The organism is Microbacterium sp. bgisy207, assembly GCF_057706855.1.
On record NZ_JBYIPB010000001.1, the window covers coordinates 79,737 to 99,539 of the forward strand.

A 19,803-nucleotide genomic window follows, 5' to 3' on the forward strand; every position below is an offset into this window, starting at 1 on the left:
CATCACTCGAGCGGATAGGCCCGGCGCAGGATCCAGCGCTGGGCGAGGGTCCAGATGACAGTGACCGCAAGGTAGATCGCGGCCGCCAGCGGCACGAACGCCGCGAACACGACGCTCAGGTAGGGCAGGAAGCCGAGCGCGCGCTGCATTCCTCCGGATGTCAGCGGTGAGGCATCCGGCTCCGGGGGAAGGGTCGGGCGGAAGACGCGTCGGGTGATCTCGGCGACAACCGTCATCAGCGCGATCAGGATGCCGAACACGACAGCGGTCTCGACCGAGAACGTCCCGACCGACCCGACGAGGCTCGTGCCGAGCGGTACGCCGAGCAGGTGCTCGTTCAGCAGATCGTTCGGGTGGTCGCTCACGATGCTCCGCAGGAACACCGCGTAGATCAGGCCGACGATCGGAGCCTGGATCAGGGCGGGCAGGATGCCGGCAAACGGTGAGGTGTTCTCATCGCGATACAGCTGCATCATCTCGCGCTGCATCCGTTCGGGGTTCTTGCGGAACCGCCTCTGGATCTCGCGCAGCTGGGGCGCCAGGCGGGCGCGCATCTGCTCGGATCGCGCCTGGGCGATCCCGGCAGGCACGAGTGCAATGCGCACGAGGAGGGTGATGATGACGATCGCGAGGGCTGCGGAGGCGGCACCCGCGAGAGGGCTCAGAAGGGCTGACACGCTCATGAGGACGCGGTAGGCGGCGTCGAGAAGGAAAGCGAACGGAGGAAAGGCGAACAGGTCCACGGCGGACTCCCGGGTCGATGACGGATGCGGATGCGTCTGGCCGCAGGGTCATCGAACGTCCGTGTGCACGTCATGACGGATGCGTGCGTGAACTCCGGAAGAGGCGAACGAACGGGCGCGGCCTAGGCCGCGAGTCCCGGGGCCCTCGGGCGGGCGTGGCCCTCGGCATCCGGGTCGCTCTGCTCCACGAGCGCGGAGGGGTCGATCTGTCCGCCGGCTCGGGCGAGGCGCTGCCGGGCTGAGCCCGGGCGAGTGATCGCGTGGAGGGCGAGGACGGCGAGCGCGATCGTCGTGACGACGACAACCGCGAGCGTCACGGTGTTCGCATCGGCGAGTGTCAGCAGGCCGAGCGTCGAGAGGATGAGGGCGAGCAGCGCAGCGGTCGCGTTACGCATCCGTCGGCCTCCTCTCACCAGTGACACGGTAACACTGGGTTCTCGCGCGGCGCCGGTGAGGCGCAGCGGCGCAGATCGTGCGCGACGCGCCGGGACCGGCATCCGTGTGTCGGCGGGTCGGTCAAACCGTGCGCCGTTGCGACCAGCCGACTCCGCATGGCGCGGCACGGGCGTGCTGGAATGGGGGGCATGGTCGAGACGAACTGGGCGGGAAACCTCACGTATCGAGCCGAGGCCGTGCGGGCGCCGCAGAGCATCGACGAGCTTTCCGACATCGTCACCCGCAGCCCGCGGGTCCGCGCGCTCGGCAGCCGCCACTCGTTCAGCTCCATCGCCGACACGGAGGGCACGCTCGTGTCGCTGGCGAGGATGCCGCGGGAGATCGAGATCGACACGGATGCCGCCACGGCTCGTGTCTCGGCGGGGCTTCGGCACGGCGATCTGGTGCCCGCACTGGATGCCGCCGGGGTCGCGCTCGCCAATCTCGCGTCGCTCCCGCACCTCTCCGTCGCCGGTGCAGTGCAGACCGGTACACACGGCTCGGGGGACCGAACCGGGTCGCTTGCCACCCAGGTGCTCGGCGTCGAGATGATAACCGCCGACGGCGAGGTCCTGACACTGCGACGCGGCGATCCCGACTTCGATGGCGTCGTCGTGGGACTCGGCGCGCTCGGCATCGTCACGCATCTGACGCTCGCGCTCGAACCGGCCTACGAGATAGCACAGACGGTCTATGACGGCGCCCGGTGGGACGACGTGCTTGCCCGGTTCGATGCGGTCACGGGAGCGGGAGACAGCGTCAGCCTGTTCACCACGTGGCAGGATGCCGACACGATCGACCAGGTCTGGGTCAAGGCCCGCTTGGGGCATGCGACGGTCGACGCCGTGCTGGCAGCCGGAGGGCGCGAGGCAGATGGCCCGCGGCATCCGGTGCCCGGGGTTGGCCCCGAGCCCTGCACGGTGCAGGGCGGAGTTCCCGGTCCATGGCACTCGCGGCTGCCGCACTTCCGGCTCGAGTTCACGCCGTCTGCCGGCGCAGAACTGCAGAGCGAATACCTCATCGACCGGCGCGATGTTCCTGTCGCGATCGAGGCGCTGCGCGCGCTCGCGCCGGCGATCGCCCCGCTGCTCTACGTGTGCGAGGTACGCACGATGGCAGCCGACGACCTCTGGCTGAGCCCCGCATACGGCCACGAGACCGTGGGGCTGCACTTCACGTGGCGTCCCGACTCGGCCGGTGTCGAAACTGTGCTCCCCAGAATCGAAGACACCCTGCCCAAGTCGGCGCGGCCGCACTGGGGCAAGGTCTTCACGATGGATGCCGGACCCGTCAGCAGTCGGTACTCGCGGTGGGACGAGTTCGCAGCGCTGCGCGCGCGAATGGATCCGCACGGACGGTTCACCAACGACTATCTCGCGCGCCTCGGCCTCGGCTGATCTCACCGCGATCCGCAGATATGTAAAGAAAACTTGACATAGCGAGCGGCGGGGTCGTACGCTCGGGAATGTCAAAGATTCTATACATGAAAGGGGAAGATCGACATGGGATACGTGGAGAGAAATACCTGGTCGCAACTAATCGCGAGCGGCGCGGGAACCATCGTCTACCTCGCACTGGTGCTGCCACAGGTGTGGTCGATGCCGGTGGCCGCGATCGCCTGGCAGTGGCCCATGGTCTGGACGATCGCGGGGGCCATCGTGGTCTCGATCGTGATCAGCATCCTGTGGGGGATCGGCGCTGGGCTGCGTGATCCCGACGACGAGCACCGTGCCGACCAGCGCGACCGAGAGATCGAGCATCTCGGCGACCGCGTCGGTCAGGCCTTCATGGTCCTCGGCGGGTTGGCGGCGCTCATCCTGGCGATGGTCCAGGCCGAGTGGTTCTGGATCGGCAACGCGGTCTTCTTCGGGTTCTTCCTCTCCGCCTTCATCGGCGGTATCGCACGCATCGTCGTCTACCGTCGCGGGATGCCCTGATGGTCAAGCCGACAAGAATCACCAACACCATCCGCGCGACGCGGGAATCTGCCGGGATGACGCAGGCCGAGGTGGCGCGCCGCATCGGGGTCACCCGCCAAACGCTCATCGCGATCGAACAGGGCAAGTACTCGCCCTCTCTCGAACTCGCCTTCCAGCTATCGAGGCTCTTCGGAATAGCGATCGACGATCTCTTCCACTATCCGCCCACCACCGAAACGGACGTGACCCCATGAACGACAACGAATCCGACGCGGATTCACCCAAGGCCGCGCCGACGACCACGATGGCCGCGTGGCTCCAGCACCGCTACGGCGGACCCGAGGTCGTCGAGTCCGATCGGCTGCCCGTGCCCGCACCCGGCCCCACCGACCTTCTCGTCCGGGTGCGCGCGTGCGGAATCCACGCGGGCGATGCGCGCCTGATGCGCGGCGATCCCTACCTCGTGCGGCTTGCTTTCGGCATCCGTCGCCCTCGCGCAGCCGTTCGCGGGATGGATGTCGCAGGCACCGTCGTCGCCGTCGGCTCCGGGGTCACGGATTATCGACCCGGAGATGAGGTCGTTGCCGAGATCGGTGTCGGCGGGGGCCTGGCCGAGTACGCGATCATGCCCGCCGCCCGCGCCGTGGCCCGGCCCGACCACGTGCCGGCTCAGCTCGCCGCCGCGCTGCCTGTGTCGGGCGGAACCGCAGTACAGGCCCTGGATGCCGCCAGTGTCGGATCCGGAAGCCGCGTCCTGGTCATCGGTGCGGCGGGCGGTGTCGGCACCTTCGCCGTCCAGCTCGCCGCCCAGCGCGGAGCCGACGTGTGGGCGCTGGCGGGGGAGCGGGCGCTCGATCTCGTGACGGAGCTCGGTGCCGCCCACGTGTTCGACTATCGGCGGGTGCAGCCGGGATCTCCCGAGCTCCCCGCGGCATCCTTCGACGCCGTCATCGACATTGCGGGCACGGCGCCCCTGTCCGTGCTGCGCGGACTGCTGCGCGAGGGCGGGACGGTGGTTCTCGTCTCCGGGAGCGGCGGGCGGGTGCTCGGTCCTATGGGACGGATGCTGAAAGCCGCGTTCCTTTCGCGCCGGCGTCGCCGCATCCGTTCCCTCGCCGCCACGGCGAAGCCCGAGGTGGTCGCGCAGCTGCTGGAGCTGACGGGTCAGGGAAGCATCCGACCGGTGATCGAGCAGACGTACTCGTTCGCCGCAGCGCGGGATGCTCTCGCCCACGTGGATGCCGGACACACCGTCGGCAAGGTGGTCGTGACGGTCGAGTGAGGCGCTTCGGTGGGCGGGATCAGCTTCCGTCGGAGAGTTGTGGCGGATGTATCCGACCGAGGCCTCAGCGTCCGACCGGATCGGCGGGTCCAGACTCGGCGATATCTCTCGGCTGTTCGTGCCGAGGTCGTGCGAGAATAGTGCCCGGCGTGCCCGTGTCGCCGGCATCCTTCTGCTCCGCCGGGCCTCTGGACAGCGTCCGCCACCCGCACTCTCCAGGAGAACGACGTGACGACCACGACGCCCGCGCACACCACCGGAACGACCCGCACGGCTCACCGCCGCCGCTACCTCATGTGCCGCCCCGAGCACTTCACTGTCAGCTACACCATCAACCCGTGGATGGAGCCCGCCAAGCCCACCGATACCGCCAAGGCCGTCGCGCAGTGGCAGGTGCTCTATGACACGTACCTCGAGCTCGGACACGAGGTCGAGCTCATCGACCCCGCCGAGGGACTGCCCGACATGGTCTACACGGCAAACGGCGGCTTCGTGATCGACGGCATCGCCTACGCGCCCAAGTTCCGTTTCGCTGAGCGTGCGGGCGAGGAGCGCCACTTCATCGACTGGTTCCGCGCTGCAGGGTTCGAGACCGTCATCCCCGACGAAGTCAACGAAGGCGAGGGTGACTTCCTGCTCGCCGGCGACGTCATCCTCGCGGGCACCGGGTTCCGCTCCACCGGCGACAGCCACCGGGAGGTCGGCGAGGTCTTCGGCAGAGAAGTCGTGTCGCTGACGCTCACCGACCCGCGCTTCTACCACCTCGACACGGCGATCTCGGTACTCGACCCCGTGATCGGCGCGGACAACGGCGGCCCGGACGCGGCGAACATCGCGTATCTTCCTGGCGCATTCGACCAGCGCAGCCAGCAGATCCTTGCCGAGCGCTTCCCCGACGCGATCCGGGTGGCGGATGCCGACGGCGCCGTCTTCGGTCTGAACTCCGCGAGCGACGGATACAACGTGTTCATCTCGCCGCGTGCCGCCGGGTTCGAGGCGCAGCTGCGCGAGCGTGGCTACAACCCGGTTCTCATCGATCTGTCCGAGCTCCTGCTCGGAGGTGGCGGCATCAAGTGCTGCACCCTGGAGTTGCGCGCGACGGAGGCGACGGCGTGAGCGGCGCGCAGATTCCTGTCGACACGACGACGCTCGAGATCATCCGGGCCGAGGACGAACACCTCGCGCACAACTACCACCCGCTGCCGGTGGTGATCTCCCGCGGCGAGGGTGCGTGGGTCACGGATGTCGAAGGCAAGCGCTACCTCGATCTGCTGTCTGCGTACTCGGCCCTGAACTTCGGCCACGGGCATCCGGCGCTTCTCGCGGTGGCGCGGGAACAGCTCGACCGGCTGACGTTGACCAGCCGGGCCTACCACAACGACAAGCTCGGGACCTTTGCCGCGTCGCTTGCCGATCTGGCAGGCAAGGACATGGTGCTGCCGATGAATACCGGTGCCGAGGCTGTCGAGACGGGAATCAAAGTCGCCCGCGCGTGGGGCTATCGCGTCAAGGGAATCCCGGCCGACTCGGCGCGAGTGATCGTCGCCGGCGGCAACTTCCACGGTCGCACGATCACGATCGTCGGATTCTCGGATGATCCTGCCGCCCGCGATGCGTTCGGACCGTACAGCGAGGGGTTCGTGCAGGTGCCGTTCGGCGATGCGGATGCCATCGCGGCGGCGATCGACGAGAACACGGCAGCTGTCCTTCTGGAACCGATCCAGGGTGAGGCGGGGATCGTCATGCCGCCGGACGGATATCTCCGCGCCGTCCGCGATATCTGCGACCGGCACAACGTGCTGTTCATCGCTGACGAGATCCAGTCCGGCCTCGGGCGGGTCGGGGAGACGTTCGCCTGCGACCGGGAACAGGTGGTGCCCGACGTCTACCTGCTCGGGAAGGCCTTGGGCGGCGGCATCCTTCCCCTGTCTGCCGTTGTCGGGAACGCCGACGTCCTCGGGGTGATCCGTCCGGGCGAGCACGGCTCCACCTTCGGCGGCAACCCCCTCGCCGCGGCCATCGGGGAACGCGTCGTCGAGATGCTCTCGACGGGCGAGTTCCAGGAGCGTGCTCGCGCACTCGGGGCGCACCTGGAATCGCGCCTGGTCGAACTCGTCGGCCACGGCGTGAGCGCGGTCCGGGTCGCCGGCCTCTGGGCCGGCATCGACATCGACCCCCAGGTCGGCACAGGCCGGGAGGTCGCTGAGCGGCTGCTTGCGCGCGGCGTGCTGGTCAAGGACACCCACGGTCAAACGATCCGGATCGCGCCGCCCCTGGTCATCCGTGCCACCGAGATCGACTGGGCGGTCGAGCAGCTCCGCGTCGTGCTCGCGCACTGAGGTTCCCGCCGCCCGCCGCCCGCCCCCCCGCCCCCCCCGAGGCGCGAACCCACAGCATCCGCGCCGAACCCACAGGTTCTTGCGCGTGTAAGGTGTGGGCTCGCCGCGGACGGTGTGGGTTCGGCGGATGGCGGGGTCAGGCGACGTTGGCGATGATGGTGTGCCAGCCGGTTGCGCCATCGGGAGCGGGGGGCGCCTGGTCCGGCGTCTGGGTCTGGCCCTCGACGTTGGTCGCGCGGCACCGGATGGTGTGTTGGCCGGGCTCGTCAGCAGCCCAGGGGATGCTCCACTGCACCCAGGTGTCGTCGGAGATCGCCGGGGCAAGATCGGCCTGCCGCCAGGGGCCGTCGTCGATCTTCACCTCGACCCCCGCGACCCCGATGTGCTGCTGCCAGGCCACACCCGCGATGACGGTCTCGCCGACCGGAAGGGTGATTCCCGAACGCGGGACGTCGATGCGGGATTGCAGCTTGATCGGACCGAGCGCCGACCAGCCCCGCGGCGTCCAGTACCCCTCCGCCCGATCGAATCGGGTGACCTCGAGGTCCACGACCCACTTGGTCGCCGAGACGTAGCCGTACAGGCCCGGCACGACCATCCGCACCGGAAAGCCGTGCTCGGGCGGCAACGGTTCCCCGTTCATGCCGATCGCCAGGATCGCGTTGCGGTCGTCGGTCAACGCCTCCAACGGAGTCCCCGCGGTGAAGCCGTCGACCGACATCGATAGCACCATGTCGGCCTCAGCGGTCGGCCGCGCCCGGGCGAGCAACTCCCGGATCGGGTAGCCGAGCCACACCGCGTTGCCGACGAGGTCTCCGCCGACGTTGTTCGAGACGCAGGTGAGTGTCGTGGTGCTTTCCTCCAGCGGCAGGTCGAGAAGCTCGTCCCACGTGAGCTCGATCTCCTCCTCGACCATGCCGTGGATGCGCAGGCTCCACGTCGCAGGGTCGACCTGCGGAACGACGAGGGCGGTGTCGATGCGATAGAACTCGGCGTTCGGCGTGATGAGGGGGGAGATGCCCGGGATGTCGAGTTCGGCACCGGCGGGTACCGGGGGCGCCGCGGTCGCGGGCGCGGGGAGGGTCAGTGCCTCGCGCACCGTCGTGACCGCGCGTGCTCCGCCACGGGCGATGTTTCCGGCCACTGCCGCGATGACGCCCACGACGGTGGCGCCGCCCATCCACGCCAACGCCTGACGGCGGCTGGGGCGGGTACCCGCGTCCGGCGCATCCTCCACCGCGCGATCGGCGCGGCGCTGCAGCATCCGGACGAGAAGGTGGAGCGTCACGACCGCCACGGCGCCGGCGATGACCGAGGGGAGCCAGGCGATGCCGCTCGCGTCGCTGCGGGTCAGGGCGACGACGGCTCCGACGGCGCCGAACGCGCCGAGAAGCACGAGTCCCCACGGCGGTCTGCGCACCTGCAGGATGCCCGCGAGCCCAGCGAGCAGAACCAGGACGATCCCGATGCCCGTCAGCAGCGCGATCTTGTCATTCGTGCCGAACAACGCGATCGCGAGGTCCTTGCCCCAGGGGGGTGCCGCGTCGATGATCGCACCGCCGATGACCGCGAAGGGGCTGGATGCGGGAGCGAACAGAGCCGCGGACAGCTCTCCGATCCCCGCTCCGAGGACCGCCGCGGCGGCTCCTGCGAGAGCGGCGACAGCGGTGTCTTTCGTGCGTCGGGTGTCACCCACGTTCCCGAGGCTAATGGCGTATCGGCAGGGTGCGGCCCGTCCGTAAGGAATCGGAAAGATGGAAACACCCGTGCAACACGCCCGCGGCTAGGCTCGTGCCATGGGTGACCTGTTCGACGGATACGGCTCCACCGCGTCGACGCGAAAGACCGCTTCCGGAGTCCCTCCGTTCGACGAGATGTTCGCGAAGGCACCTGCCAAGGACGGATCCGCCGAGTCTCGGCGCGCATATCGGGAGCTGTATCAGGCGCTCGCGCAGATGACGCAGGAAGAGCTGCGAGGTCGCACCGAGTCCCTGGCAAGCTCGTACCTCGCGCAGGGGGTGACCTTCGACTTCGCGGGGGAGGAACGCCCTTTCCCGCTGGATGCCGTGCCCCGGGTCATCACCTACGACGAGTGGTCGCGGATCGAGGCGGGTGTGTCGCAGCGGGTGCGGGCGCTGGAGGCCTTCCTCGACGACGCGTACGGCCGGCAGCACTGCGTCCGCGACGGTGTCCTGCCTGCGGCGTTGATCGCCTCGTCGCAGTACTACTACCGGCAGGCGGCGGGCATCCACAGCGCCAACGGTGTACGCATCCAGGTCTCGGGCATCGACCTCATCCGTGACGAGCACGGCGAGATGCGCGTACTCGAAGACAACGTGCGCGTGCCCTCCGGGGTCAGCTACGTCATCTCGAACCGGCGCGTGATGGCCCAGACCCTTCCCGAGCTGTTCGTGTCGATGCGGGTGCGTCCGGTCGGCGACTACCCGAACAAACTGCTGGGTGCGCTGCGTGCGTCGGCGCCCCCCGGCATCGAGGATCCGAACGTCGTCGTGCTCACGCCCGGCGTGTACAACTCCGCCTACTTCGAGCACACGCTGCTGGCTCGCCTCATGGGGGTCGAGCTCGTGGAGGGCCGAGACCTCGTCTGCATCGGCGGCAAGGTCTTCATGCGCACCACTCGGGGACCGCAGCGCGTGGATGTCATCTACCGGCGCGTCGACGACGACTTCCTCGACCCGCTCCAGTTCCGGGCCGACTCCATGCTCGGAGCTCCCGGTCTGCTGCTGGCGGCACGACTGGGCAACGTCACGATCGCGAACGCGGTCGGCAACGGCGTTGCCGACGACAAGCTCCTCTACACCTACGTGCCCGATCTCATCCGCTACTACCTCGCCGAAGAGCCGATCCTGCGCAACGTCGACACGTGGCGCCTGGAGGACCCCACCGCTCTCGAGGAGGTGCTCGACCGCCTCGACGAGCTCGTCGTGAAGCCCGTTGACGGCTCGGGCGGCAAGGGTCTTGTCGTCGGGCCGGATGCCTCACCCGCCGAACTCGAGCGGCTGCGAAAGCGGCTGCTGGCCGACCCCCGCGGATGGATCGCGCAACCGGTTGTCATGCTCTCGACCATCCCGACTCTGGTGGAGGAGGGAGTGCGGCCGCGGCACGCCGATCTGCGCCCGTTCGCGGTGAACAACGGCGACGAAGTGTGGGTGCTTCCCGGAGGCCTGACCCGCGTCGCCCTGCCCGAGGGGCAACTGGTCGTCAACTCCAGTCAGGGTGGGGGATCGAAGGACACGTGGATCGTCGGCGGCGACGCCCCGCCCCACGTCGAGTACGGACAGGGCCACGGGCTTGCCGGGCTCGTCGCCGATCAGGCCTCGGTCACGGAGGCGATTCCGATCATCTCCCCCGAGCAGACCCAGCCGACGCACTCGCCGCAGGAGCGGCCACGCTCGCACTCCGAGCAGCAGGAGCAACAGCAGCAGGGCAAGGATGGCGCACCATGCTGAGCCGCATCGCCGAGAGTCTCTTCTGGATCGGTCGCTATATCGAGCGTTCCGACGGGACCGCTCGTATCCTCGACGTGCACCTCCAGCTGTTGCTCGAAGATCCCTGGATCGACGAAGACACCGCCTGCCGTTCGCTCCTGAGTGTCATGGGATCGGTTCCCCCGGACGGGCTGGAGGTCGTCGGTCGCGGGGACGTTCTGCAGCGGCTCGCGGTCGACCGGATGAATCCATCGAGCATCGCGTACTCGGTCACCTCCGCGCGCGAGAATGCCCGACGCGCGAGGGAGATCGTCTCCACCGAGCTGTGGGAGTGTCTGAACACGACGAACTCCCGGATGCCGCGACGTCTCCAGACCGACAAGGTGCACGATTTCTTCCAGTGGGCGCGTGAGCGGGCGGCGCTCGCGGTGGGGATCGTCGATTCGTCCACGAGCCGGGACGAGGCCTGGCAGTTCTTCACCCTCGGACGCAGCATCGAACGCGCCGACATGACCGCCCGGCTCCTCGCGACGCGGTCGCTGACGGAGGCGTCGGGGCCGTCGTGGACGACGATCCTCCGCTCGTGCGGCGCATACGAGGCATATCTGCGCACCTACCGCGGCATCCCGAGTGCGCGCAACGCGGCGGAGTTCCTGCTGCTGGACCGCCTGTTTCCGCGGTCGATCATCTACTCCATCCAGCAGGCCGAGGAGTGTATGTCAGCCATTGACCCGCGCGCCGACCGCGTGGGGCATTCCAACACCGTGCTGCGCGTCCTCGGCCGCATCCGCAACGAGCTCGAGTACACGCCCGTCGCCGACATCCTCAGCGATCTTCCCGACGAGATGGAACGCGTGCAGGTCGTGACCCGCGAGGCGTCGGAGGCGATCCGTCAGCGTTTCTTCCCGACGCAATCAGAGCCCAGCTGGATCGGAGAGCTCTCATGAAGCGCCTGCGCATCGAGCACCAGACCGCCTTCGCGTACCAGGGCGATGTGTCGGCGTCGTACAACGAGGCGCGGATGCTGCCGGGTTCGACCGACAGCCAGTTCGTGCTCAGCGCGTCCCTCGACATCGAGCCGTCGACGTCGGTCAACCACTACGTGGACTACTTCGGCACGCGCGTGACCTCGTTCGACATCCTGTCGCCGCACGCCGCGCTGACCCTTACTGCACGCTCGTTGGTCGAGGTGAGGCCACGCCCCCTTGAGCACGCCGACATGACGTGGGATCAGCTGCGCCGAGAGTCCGCGCGCTCCGTGGAGATCGTCGAGCAACTCGGGCAGACGGCGCGCACGGCGCCGCACCCCGAGGTGGCCGAGATCGCCCGCTCCATCGCCGCGCAGCACGACCAGCCCGGGCAGGCGGCGCACGCGATCGCGATGGCGATCGGCGACGCCGTCGAGTACGTCCACGGGGTCACCGGCGTCCACTCCGCCGGCGCCGAGGCATGGGAGGCGCGCAAGGGCGTCTGTCAGGACATCGCACACATCGTGCTCGGAGCCCTGCGCGAGGTCGGCATCCCCGCCCGCTACGTCTCCGGATACCTGCACCCGAAGGCGAACGCCGAGGTCGGCGTGCCCGTCGAGGGGGAGTCGCACGCCTGGGTCGAGTGGTTCTCGGGGTCGTGGGAGGGCTTCGACCCGACCAACAACACCGAGATCGGCGACCGCCATGTGCTCGTGGGGCGCGGGCGCGACTACAACGACGTGCCGCCGGTGCGCGGCGTCTATGCGGGGCCGTTCAAGAGCGACATGTCGGTGAAGGTGACGATCACGCGCGAGGCGTGAGAGGCATCCGGCAGCAACCCCGCGACGGCGTCAGTGCGCGAGGGCGGGTGACTCCGCCGTCTCGCTGTGGAAAGCGCTCGCGACCGAGAATCGCTTGCGTCGGAAGAGCACGGCCGCGATGACGGCGCCAACGATGAAGAACGCGGCGCTCCACCAGTACGCAACGGTGTAGCTGTGCACCGCGGCGTCGGCCAGGACCGTGTCGGAGACCGGCTGGTTGGCGGCGACGTAGTCGGCCAGCGCGGTGGCTGCGAGCGTGTTCAGCAGGGCAGTACCGATCGAGCCGCCCACCTGCTGGCTCGTGTTGACCATGGCCGAGGAGACGCCGGCGTAGCGGCGGTCCACTCCGAGTGTGGCCGTCTGGATGGCGGCGGGCATGATCGTTCCCATCCCGTACCCCAGGACCAGCAGCGGGGCCAGCGCGTCGAGATAGGTGCTGTCCGTGCCCAGGCGCGTGAACAGGATCATCGCCGCCGCGGCCAGCAGCATTCCGGTGGGCACGAGAATCTTGGGTCCGAGCCGGGGCAGCAGGACGTTCGTGCTCAACTGCGCAGCGAACACGAGCATGACGATCATCGGGAGGAAACCCACGCCGGTCTGCATGGGTGTGTAGGCGAGCGTCAGCTGGAAGTAGTACGTGACGAACAGGAAGACACCGAACATGCCGGCGCCGGTGATCATGACCGAGATGAAGGATGCGCCGCGGTTGCGGTCGACGACCACCGGGAGGGGGAGGAGGGGGTGCGCGGTCACGCGCTGCCACACCACGAAGCCGACGAGGAGCACTGCCGCGGCAACGAGCGACCCCCACGTCAGCGGCGCATCCCACCCGTCTGACTCCGCGCGGGAGAACCCGAAGACGAGGGCGAACAGGCCCGCCGAGGCCAGGAGCGTGCCGGGGATGTCCAGCTGCGGACGCGGCCCCTGGCGGCTGGCCGCGGGCACGAACACGAGAGCGAGCACGAAGGCGATCGCCGCGAAGAAGACGTTGATGGTGAGGTTCCAGCGCCAGTCGAACTGCTCGGTGAGGAACCCGCCGAGCAGGAGCCCGACGGCGCCACCGGCTCCCGCGATCGCTCCGAAGACGCCGAACGCCCGGGAGCGTTCGCGCGGGATGGTGAATGTCGTGGTCAGCACCGCGAGAGCTGTCGGGGCCAGAAGTGCCGCGAAAACGCCCTGCAGCGCACGCGCGGCGACCAGCATCTCGAAGGATCCCGCGAGACCGCCCAGGAGCGAGGCGACGGCGAAGCCGATGAGCCCGATGAGGAAGGCGAGCTTGCGTCCGATCAGATCGGACAGGCGCCCGCCCAGAAGCAGGAGACTCCCGAAGGCGAGGGAGTAGGCGGTGACCACCCACTGACGATCACCATCGGAGAACCCGAGATCGGCCTGCGCAGCCGGCAGCGCGATGTTCACCACTGTCGCGTCGAGGACGACCATGAGCTGGGCGATGGCCACCGTGCCGAGCGTCCACCATCGGCGCGTTGCAGGAGTCGTCGGGGCCGGGGAGGTCGGAGTCGTCACGCCGTCAGCGTATACGAAACCGACTAGTATCGGAAATGAACGGTTCCCGAAGTAGACTGGCTGAACGGACAGCGAGGAGTGTGATGGATTCGGAGACGACGGCCTCCACCGCCGCGCCCCGCCTCGGCCGGCCCCGCGATGCCTCTCGCGACGCAGACATCCTCGATGCGACGATCGCCGTGCTCGCAGAACAGGGGTTCGACGGGATGACCATCGACATGGTCGCGGCCCGGGCCGGGGCGGGCAAGGCGACTGTCTACCGCCGGTGGCCGTCGAAGGCCGATCTGGTCATCGATGCCGTCGCCTGCATGAAGATGAAGGATCTCGACCCTGCGCACCTGCCCGACACCGGGACTCTGCGCGGAGACCTTGTCGCTCTCGTGCGGGCGCCGGCCGCCGCAGATGCCGACCAGAAGATGCACGTCATGGGCGGCATCGTCTCGCTCGTCTCCCGTGAGCCCGAACTGGCCCGTACCGCGTACGCGGCGATTCTGCAGCCGCGGATCACGGCAAACCGCATCCTTCTTGAGCGCGCACGAGAGCGGGGCGAGACTCGCCCCGACATCGACGTGGATCACCTCGCTGCGCTCATGCCCGCCATGGTGTCCTTCCGCACGCTCGCGCAGCGCGAGCCGATCACGCGGGAGTTCCTCCTCTCGATCATCGACGAGGTGCTCTTGCCCGCGGCGGGAGTCGTGCGCTCCGACTCGTGAGAGCGCTTCGACTGACCTGGGTGGCGCGGCGCAGTACGCCGGATGACGATAGATGACCGCGCATGACGGGAGATGACCCGGCGTGACCGTAGATGACAGGCCGACTTCGAGCCGTGCCGGTCCAGGGTCTACCGTCGCCGCATGACTACTCTCGTCTCTTCATCCGCATCTGACATCGCCAGCGAGCGCGCGTCCCGGCTGGATGCTGCGGCATCCGCCTGGGGAGCGCGAATCGACGCAGACCGCACCGCAGCCCACCTCACCTACCGCGTTCGCGGTGTCGGCGAGGGAGCTGTCGCGACTCGTGTCCGCGCGGGCGGACACGAGTTCGTCATCGACGAACCGGCCGCGCTGGCCGGCGACGACGCGGCAGCGAGTCCTGTCGAGTACGCGCTCGGCGCGATCGCCGCGTGTCAGGTCGTCGTCTTCCGGTTGTATGCGCACGCCCTCGGCATCCCGCTCGATGGCATCGAGGTCACGGCAGAAGGCGACCTCGACGCCGCTCGGCTCTTCGGCAAGGACGACACGGTCCGGCCGGGGTTCTCCCAGGTGCGGGTGTCGATCGAGGTCAGCGGGGACGCCAGCGCAGCGGACTATGAGCGCCTTCGCCAGGTCGTGGACGCCCACTGTCCCGTGCTCGACCTGTTCGCCAACCCCACGCCGGTCACCACCGCGATCACCGTGCGCTGATCGACCCCCTCAGGACTCGGCCCGGTCGACCTGTTCGCGCAGGTCGTCCGGGTCGAGGTGCGCCCGGGCGAACTCATCGCTACGCGGCAACTCGAGGTGCAGATCCGTTCCGACGCACACGTGCACTTCTCCGTGTGTCATCACATGGTCCAGGACATGTCCGCCGCCGGTGCGATCGGACAGCAGAAAATGGGCGTGATAGCCCGGAACAGACAGGCCCTCCTCGAACGCCGGGGTGCGGAAACCGACGACTGTGCCCCGCACGCCGGAGAAGGTGGTCACGGCCTGCTCGGCCGTCGCCTCCACGAGCGGGCGGTACGGATGCTGCTGAACGTGCACCGCCCGAACCGTCATCCGTTCGTACACGCCCTCCACTCTCACGGCGTACATGTAGTTCGAGGATCCGAGGGTCGCGTCGATCATCGCGGTGACCTCCGCGCGCGTGTGCGTCCCGTCGATCGTGAAGGAGTGGTGAGGAGTGAACCGGGTGACGACGGCGTACGGCACGCTCTCGTCGTCCCCGGCCACAGAGGCGGAGCCGTCGTCGCGGAGTCGGTAGCAGGTGCCGTCGACGAGGACGAGCTCGCCGTCGAGCCCCGCAAAGGTACCGATGCCGAAGTCGCCACGGCGGCGGAGCGTGCCGACGGTCGTCTCACCGTCGTAGACCCCGTCCACAAGCGCGGCGATGACACTCGTCTGGTGAATGGTGTGGCGCGGTGTGGTCACGACCCGAGGCTAGCGCTCCCCGCATCCGTATACTCCCGGGCATGACGGTGCGGCGGCGGGTGGTGATCGCGCCCGACAGCTTCAAGGGTTCGATCTCCGCGCACCACGCCGCAGAAGCGCTCGCGCGCGGATGGCGTCGTGAGAGCCCCGGTGATGAGGTCGTGCTCCGGCCACTGGCGGATGGTGGGGAAGGAACCCTCGAGGCCTTTCTGGCTGCGATTCCCGGCGCGCGTCGACGCCACGTCCGCGTGACGGGCGCCGACGGTGCGCGCCACGACAGCGTGTGGGTGCTGCTGCCGCCGGATCCGCGGGGAGGCGGCGCGACCGGCGTCGTGGAGGTGGCGTCGACCTCGGGGATCGAGGCTCTCGCCGGCAGGCTGCGTCCCTGGGATGCGGGCACGGAGGGGCTGGGACAGGCGATGGCCGCGGCATTGGCTGACGGTGTGACGCGGCTGGTCGTCGGCCTGGGCTCGAGTGCTTCCACGGACGGCGGCGCGGGCATGCTGCGCGCGTTGGGGGCGCAGCTCACCGATGCGGAGGGCTCGCCCATCCGCCCCGGCCTCCGGGGCCTGCGCGACCTCGTCCGTGTCGACCTCTCGGGCATGGCGCGCCCACCCGCCGGCGGAGTCGTCGCGCTTGCCGACGTCGACAATCCGCTGTGCGGTCCTCGGGGCGCGGCTGCCGCCTTCGGGCCGCAGAAGGGGTTGCAGGCCAGCGAGGTCGCCGAGGCGGACGCGATACTCGCGCGGTGGGCGGGTCATCTCGCCGGGCCGCACGACATGCCGGGCGGCGGCGCTGCCGGCGGTACGGGGTTCGCGCTACGGGCCTGGGGCGCGCAGCTCGTGTCGGGCGCGGCATACGTGGCAGAACTCGCCGGGCTCCGCGACCTGCTTCACCCCGACACTGTCGTGATCACGGGAGAGGGGTCCTACGACGTCGGATCGGCGTCGGGGAAGCTGCCGTGCGTCGTTGCCCGAATCGTTCGCGACGCGGGGGCGCGTGCAGCTCTGGTGGCCGGGCGTATCGAGCAGGGCGCAGACCTCTCCGCCTTTGCCACGACGCTCTCGCTGACCGACATCGCCGGAGAGGGGGCATCCGCGCGGGCGGAGCCGCAGCGTCACCTCGAGACAGCAGGCGCCCTCCTCTCGCGGCGGCTGTAGCATCCCGCGCTGGCGCACGGCGTCGCCAGTGCTCAGCGAGGCGACGGGGTGTGCGCAATCGGTTGGGTGACGATCCGCAGCGGGCGGGTCTCATCCAACCGAAGCCGCAGTCGGCCGCCGCGGTGCAGGCGCCCGGACCACACCAACCAGGTGATGGCGATCGCCGCGGCGATGAGCGCGGCAAGGGTCCCCAGCTGGATCGCGGCGCGGGGGCCGAGCTCGTCGGCGACCCATCCCACGATCGGCGCGCCCACGGGTGTTCCGCCCAGGAGGATCGCGATGTAGATCGCGAGGACGCGACCGCGCATATGCGCATCCGTCGTGGCTTGGACGTAGCCGTTGGCGGTCGACAGGATGGTGACCACAGCGAACCCCGTGAACACCAGCGTCACCGCGTAGAGCGCATACGTCGGCATGACCGACGAGACCGCGGATGCCACCGCGAAGCCGAGGACCCCCGCGATGACGACACGGACCCGCGCGCGGTCGCGTCGTGCGGCGAGCAGGGCCCCCGTGAGCGAGCCGATTGCGAGCACCGAGTTCAGGAGGCCGAAGCCGTCGGCTCCCGCGCCGAATTCCAGCGCCATCGTGGATGCGTAGATCGGGAAGTTCATACCGAAGGCGCCGACGAGGAACACGACGATGAAGACCACGATCAGATCGGGTCGCGTCCCGACGTAGCGGAAGCCGTCCGACAGGCGTGAGCGGCCCTCCATGATGACCCGGGGGGCCAGCTCGCGCCGGCGCATGGCCAGCAGCGCGCCGATCGTCGCGAGAAAAGTCAGCGCGTTGACCAGGAACATCCAGCCGGTACCGACCAGCACGATGAGAAGGCCCGCCACGGCAGGTCCGATGATCCGTGCCGCGTTGAAGGATGCCGAGTTGAGGGCAACCGCATTGCTCGTGTTCTCGCGCGTGACGAGGTCGGACACGAAAGCCTGACGCGCCGGGTTGTCGAATGCGGCGACCAGGCCGAGCGCCAAGGCGAAGGCATACATGAGGGGCAGCGTCATGGTGCCGGTGAGGATGAGTGTTCCGATCGCTGCCGCGAGCAGGAGCGAGACCGCCTGCGTGGCCAACAGAATGTGGCGGCGATCGAATCTGTCGGTCACCCAGCCGGTGACCCCGACCAGGGCGAGCGGGGGGCCGAACTGGAGGGCCATGGTGATGCCGACGGCCCCCGCGTCGCCCGGGGTCAGCTCGGTCAGCACCACCCAGTTCTGCGCGGTCGACTGCATCCAGGCGCCGATGTTGGACACGAGCGCGCCGATGAACCAGACGCGGTAATTGAAGATCCCGAGGGACCGGAACATGGTGCTCATGCTCCGGCCAGTCCCTGCATGATGGCAGCGGCACGGACGAGGACTTCGCGGTCCGAGCTCCCCAGGGACGCGAGCGTCTGCTCGACCCACGCGTCGCGGCGCTTGACGGTCTCCTCCACGACAGCGCGTCCGCTCTCGGTGATCGTGACGATGACTTTGCGTCCATCGGTGGCGTCGGCCGATCGCTCGACGTAGCCCGAGTCCTGTAGGCAATTGACGGTGCGGTTCATCGACGGCGCCGACACGCGCTCACTGTCGGCTAGCTGACCCGGCGTCTGCGGGCCGTTGATCACGAGCGAGGCAAGCACAGAGAACTGTCCGTCGCTCATCGAGTCGATGGCGCGCTGGGTGCGCATGCGCCTGGCGAAGCGGAATACGCCGATGCGTACCTGTGTCGCCTCATCGGCGAAGGGGTGATCCTCGGAGGGCGCGGACTGGCTCATGTCGGTTACTTAGCATAGCTCATTAGCTTTGTTAAAGAATCGTGGGCGAACGCGGGGCATCGGCGTGGGCGAGCCCGCGGTGCGTTGTCAGCGCCGACCGCGCGGCGGCCAGACGTCGAGGGTCTGGGCGCGAGCCTGGGCGGCTGCGGCGGCGACTGCCCCTCGCGCAACGACGTCCGCGCCGAGTGTCGAGGCGATGAGGTCGGGGGCGGGCAGGTCGATGTCCGTCGGCAAGGACCGCCGCGCGGCGGCGACCACCTCGTCGATCCCGTCCGCGATCGCACCCGAGACGATGACCCGCTGGGGGTCGTACATGCTCCCGAGCACGCTGACGATGCGCGCGAGGATGTCGCCGACCTGATTCACGACGCGGCGCGCGACGGGGTCCCCCGCGTGCGCGTGCTCAAGCACGGTCTTTCCATCGAGCTGACCGGGTCCCAGCGTGCGGAGGGAACTGCTCGCGCTCGCGTCCGTCGCTGCGAGCGCATCCTCGGCAAGGCGCGCCGCGCGGATGCCGAGCCCGTCCGCTCCGCCGACGCCCTGGACATAATCGAAAGCCACCATCTCGCCGACGCCCCCGTGTCTACCGCGCAGGAGGTGTCCGTCGACGACGACCCCCGCCCCGAGACGGTCGCCTGCCAGGAGGGCGACGTAGTCCTCGCATCCTCGTGCCGCGCCCCACTCTGCTTCGGCGAAGGCCGCGAGCGAGGCGTCGTTTTCGATCCGCACCAGCGGTGCCCAGGAAAGGACGTCGACCAGGTCCGGGTTCATGCGCTCCCAGAAGCCATTCGGGTGACGGGGGGAGCGACCGGACCTGTCGACCGGAGCAGGGACGCCCACGCACACCGCGAGGACGTCCTCGCGCGTGCGGTTGCTCGCCGTGAGTGCGTCGTCGATCAGCCCTGAGAGCAGACCCTGGCGCGTCGGCCCGTCGTCGCTGTCGAGGGCGCGCGTCGCGCGTTGCTGCGAGAGGGGGTGTGATCGGAGATCCGTGAGGGTGACGCCGATGTGGCTGTTCCCGGCGTCCACGCCGACCAGAACGGCGGCGTCGGCGCGAAGGATGAAGCGGCGAGCGGGGCGCCCTTTGCGGTAGTCGCCGGCTTCGCGGGCGTTGGGCAGCTCGACGACCAAGCCGAGCTCGCACAGGGTGTCGATGGCTTCGATGGTGGTCGACCGGGTCAGGCCGGTAGCGCCCATGGCGTCGCTGGCGGTGAACTCTTCCGCGTCCCACGCGTATCGAAACATGGCGTACAGGCTGGCCGGACGGGG

At 69.0% G+C, this 19,803-nt stretch carries 20 protein-coding genes; 12 read left to right on the forward strand and 8 right to left on the reverse strand.

Going from position 1 to position 19,803, the window contains the following annotated elements; translation table 11 throughout:
- Nucleotides 1-2 precede the first annotated feature (2 nt).
- Together AC3ENO_RS00390 and AC3ENO_RS00395 are read right to left on the reverse strand one after the other, a co-directional pair.
- Complete coding sequence (locus tag AC3ENO_RS00390) at nucleotides 3-743, reverse strand: YidC/Oxa1 family membrane protein insertase (protein WP_434968652.1); 741 nt, start codon at nucleotides 741-743, stop codon at nucleotides 3-5.
- A 122-nt stretch (nucleotides 744-865) separates the two neighbouring features.
- Entirely contained in the window at nucleotides 866-1,138 is a 273-nt protein-coding gene (locus AC3ENO_RS00395) for a DUF6412 domain-containing protein (protein WP_434968653.1), read from the reverse strand.
- A 189-nt stretch (nucleotides 1,139-1,327) separates the two neighbouring features.
- Between AC3ENO_RS00395 and AC3ENO_RS00400 the strand changes: the two genes are divergently transcribed.
- The 6 genes from AC3ENO_RS00400 (at nucleotide 1,328) to rocD (ending at nucleotide 6,718) form a co-directional block, all read left to right on the forward strand.
- Nucleotides 1,328-2,575, forward strand: a complete 1,248-nt coding sequence (locus tag AC3ENO_RS00400; protein ID WP_434968654.1) for an FAD-binding protein — start codon at nucleotides 1,328-1,330, stop codon at nucleotides 2,573-2,575.
- A gap of 105 nt (nucleotides 2,576-2,680) precedes the next feature.
- Entirely contained in the window at nucleotides 2,681-3,115 is a 435-nt protein-coding gene (locus AC3ENO_RS00405) for a hypothetical protein (protein WP_434968655.1), read from the forward strand.
- The gene (locus AC3ENO_RS00410; RefSeq protein ID WP_434968656.1) at nucleotides 3,115-3,351 is read left to right on the forward strand and encodes a helix-turn-helix transcriptional regulator; all 237 of its coding nucleotides are present in this window, start codon (nucleotides 3,115-3,117) and stop codon (nucleotides 3,349-3,351) included. The genes AC3ENO_RS00405 and AC3ENO_RS00410 overlap by 1 nt, the downstream gene beginning before the upstream one ends.
- Entirely contained in the window at nucleotides 3,348-4,379 is a 1,032-nt protein-coding gene (locus AC3ENO_RS00415) for an NAD(P)-dependent alcohol dehydrogenase (protein WP_434968657.1), read from the forward strand. Before AC3ENO_RS00410 ends, AC3ENO_RS00415 begins: the two co-directional genes overlap by 4 nt.
- A gap of 228 nt (nucleotides 4,380-4,607) precedes the next feature.
- Nucleotides 4,608-5,495 (forward strand): dimethylargininase, encoded by an 888-nt coding sequence (gene ddaH, locus AC3ENO_RS00420; protein ID WP_434968658.1) that lies wholly within the window; start codon nucleotides 4,608-4,610, stop codon nucleotides 5,493-5,495.
- On the forward strand, nucleotides 5,492-6,718 hold the full coding sequence (gene rocD, locus AC3ENO_RS00425) for an ornithine--oxo-acid transaminase (protein WP_434968659.1): 1,227 nt from the start codon (nucleotides 5,492-5,494) through the stop codon (nucleotides 6,716-6,718). The genes ddaH and rocD overlap by 4 nt, the downstream gene beginning before the upstream one ends.
- Nucleotides 6,719-6,854: 136 nt before the next feature.
- Here the strand turns inward: rocD and AC3ENO_RS00430 are convergent, their stop codons facing one another.
- Nucleotides 6,855-8,414, reverse strand: coding sequence for a molybdopterin-dependent oxidoreductase (locus AC3ENO_RS00430; protein WP_434968660.1), 1,560 nt, complete (start codon nucleotides 8,412-8,414; stop codon nucleotides 6,855-6,857).
- Nucleotides 8,415-8,514: 100 nt separating this feature from the next.
- On the opposite strand from AC3ENO_RS00430, the gene AC3ENO_RS00435 reads away from it, so the two are divergent.
- Genes AC3ENO_RS00435 through AC3ENO_RS00445 form a run of 3 tightly spaced genes read left to right on the forward strand, consistent with a single transcriptional unit; the run spans nucleotide 8,515 to nucleotide 11,956 of the window.
- Nucleotides 8,515-10,188, forward strand: coding sequence for a circularly permuted type 2 ATP-grasp protein (locus AC3ENO_RS00435; RefSeq protein WP_434968661.1), 1,674 nt, complete (start codon nucleotides 8,515-8,517; stop codon nucleotides 10,186-10,188).
- A complete protein-coding gene (locus AC3ENO_RS00440; RefSeq protein WP_434968662.1) occupies nucleotides 10,182-11,114 on the forward strand; it encodes an alpha-E domain-containing protein in 933 nt (310 codons plus the stop codon). The genes AC3ENO_RS00435 and AC3ENO_RS00440 overlap by 7 nt, the downstream gene beginning before the upstream one ends.
- The gene (locus AC3ENO_RS00445) at nucleotides 11,111-11,956 is read left to right on the forward strand and encodes a transglutaminase family protein (protein WP_434968663.1); all 846 of its coding nucleotides are present in this window, start codon (nucleotides 11,111-11,113) and stop codon (nucleotides 11,954-11,956) included. The genes AC3ENO_RS00440 and AC3ENO_RS00445 overlap by 4 nt, the downstream gene beginning before the upstream one ends.
- A gap of 30 nt (nucleotides 11,957-11,986) precedes the next feature.
- Here the strand turns inward: AC3ENO_RS00445 and AC3ENO_RS00450 are convergent, their stop codons facing one another.
- Entirely contained in the window at nucleotides 11,987-13,480 is a 1,494-nt protein-coding gene (locus AC3ENO_RS00450; protein ID WP_434968664.1) for an MFS transporter, read from the reverse strand.
- A gap of 83 nt (nucleotides 13,481-13,563) precedes the next feature.
- Here AC3ENO_RS00450 and AC3ENO_RS00455 point away from each other — a divergent pair, with 83 nt between their 5' ends.
- Nucleotides 13,564-14,193 (forward strand): TetR/AcrR family transcriptional regulator, encoded by a 630-nt coding sequence (locus AC3ENO_RS00455; RefSeq protein WP_434968665.1) that lies wholly within the window; start codon nucleotides 13,564-13,566, stop codon nucleotides 14,191-14,193.
- Nucleotides 14,194-14,334: 141 nt separating this feature from the next.
- Nucleotides 14,335-14,883 (forward strand): OsmC family protein, encoded by a 549-nt coding sequence (locus AC3ENO_RS00460; protein ID WP_434968666.1) that lies wholly within the window; start codon nucleotides 14,335-14,337, stop codon nucleotides 14,881-14,883.
- Between the two features lie 9 nt (nucleotides 14,884-14,892).
- Here AC3ENO_RS00460 and budA read toward each other — a convergent pair whose 3' ends face one another.
- Nucleotides 14,893-15,609, reverse strand: coding sequence for an acetolactate decarboxylase (budA, locus tag AC3ENO_RS00465; protein ID WP_434968667.1), 717 nt, complete (start codon nucleotides 15,607-15,609; stop codon nucleotides 14,893-14,895).
- A 41-nt stretch (nucleotides 15,610-15,650) separates the two neighbouring features.
- Between budA and AC3ENO_RS00470 the strand changes: the two genes are divergently transcribed.
- Nucleotides 15,651-16,769 (forward strand): glycerate kinase, encoded by a 1,119-nt coding sequence (locus tag AC3ENO_RS00470; RefSeq protein WP_434968668.1) that lies wholly within the window; start codon nucleotides 15,651-15,653, stop codon nucleotides 16,767-16,769.
- Between the two features lie 32 nt (nucleotides 16,770-16,801).
- Here AC3ENO_RS00470 and AC3ENO_RS00475 read toward each other — a convergent pair whose 3' ends face one another.
- The 3 genes from AC3ENO_RS00475 to AC3ENO_RS00485 all read right to left on the reverse strand — a co-directional run bounded on the left by AC3ENO_RS00475 (nucleotide 16,802) and on the right by AC3ENO_RS00485 (nucleotide 19,779).
- Nucleotides 16,802-18,091: an MFS transporter gene (locus AC3ENO_RS00475; protein WP_434968669.1), complete on the reverse strand. Its 1,290-nt coding sequence runs from the start codon at nucleotides 18,089-18,091 to the stop codon at nucleotides 16,802-16,804.
- Nucleotides 18,088-18,534, reverse strand: coding sequence for a MarR family winged helix-turn-helix transcriptional regulator (locus AC3ENO_RS00480; RefSeq protein ID WP_434968670.1), 447 nt, complete (start codon nucleotides 18,532-18,534; stop codon nucleotides 18,088-18,090). Before AC3ENO_RS00480 ends, AC3ENO_RS00475 begins: the two co-directional genes overlap by 4 nt.
- Before the next feature lie 87 nt (nucleotides 18,535-18,621).
- On the reverse strand, nucleotides 18,622-19,779 hold the full coding sequence (locus tag AC3ENO_RS00485; RefSeq protein WP_434968671.1) for an ROK family protein: 1,158 nt from the start codon (nucleotides 19,777-19,779) through the stop codon (nucleotides 18,622-18,624).
- Between the last annotated feature and the right edge of the window lie 24 nt (nucleotides 19,780-19,803).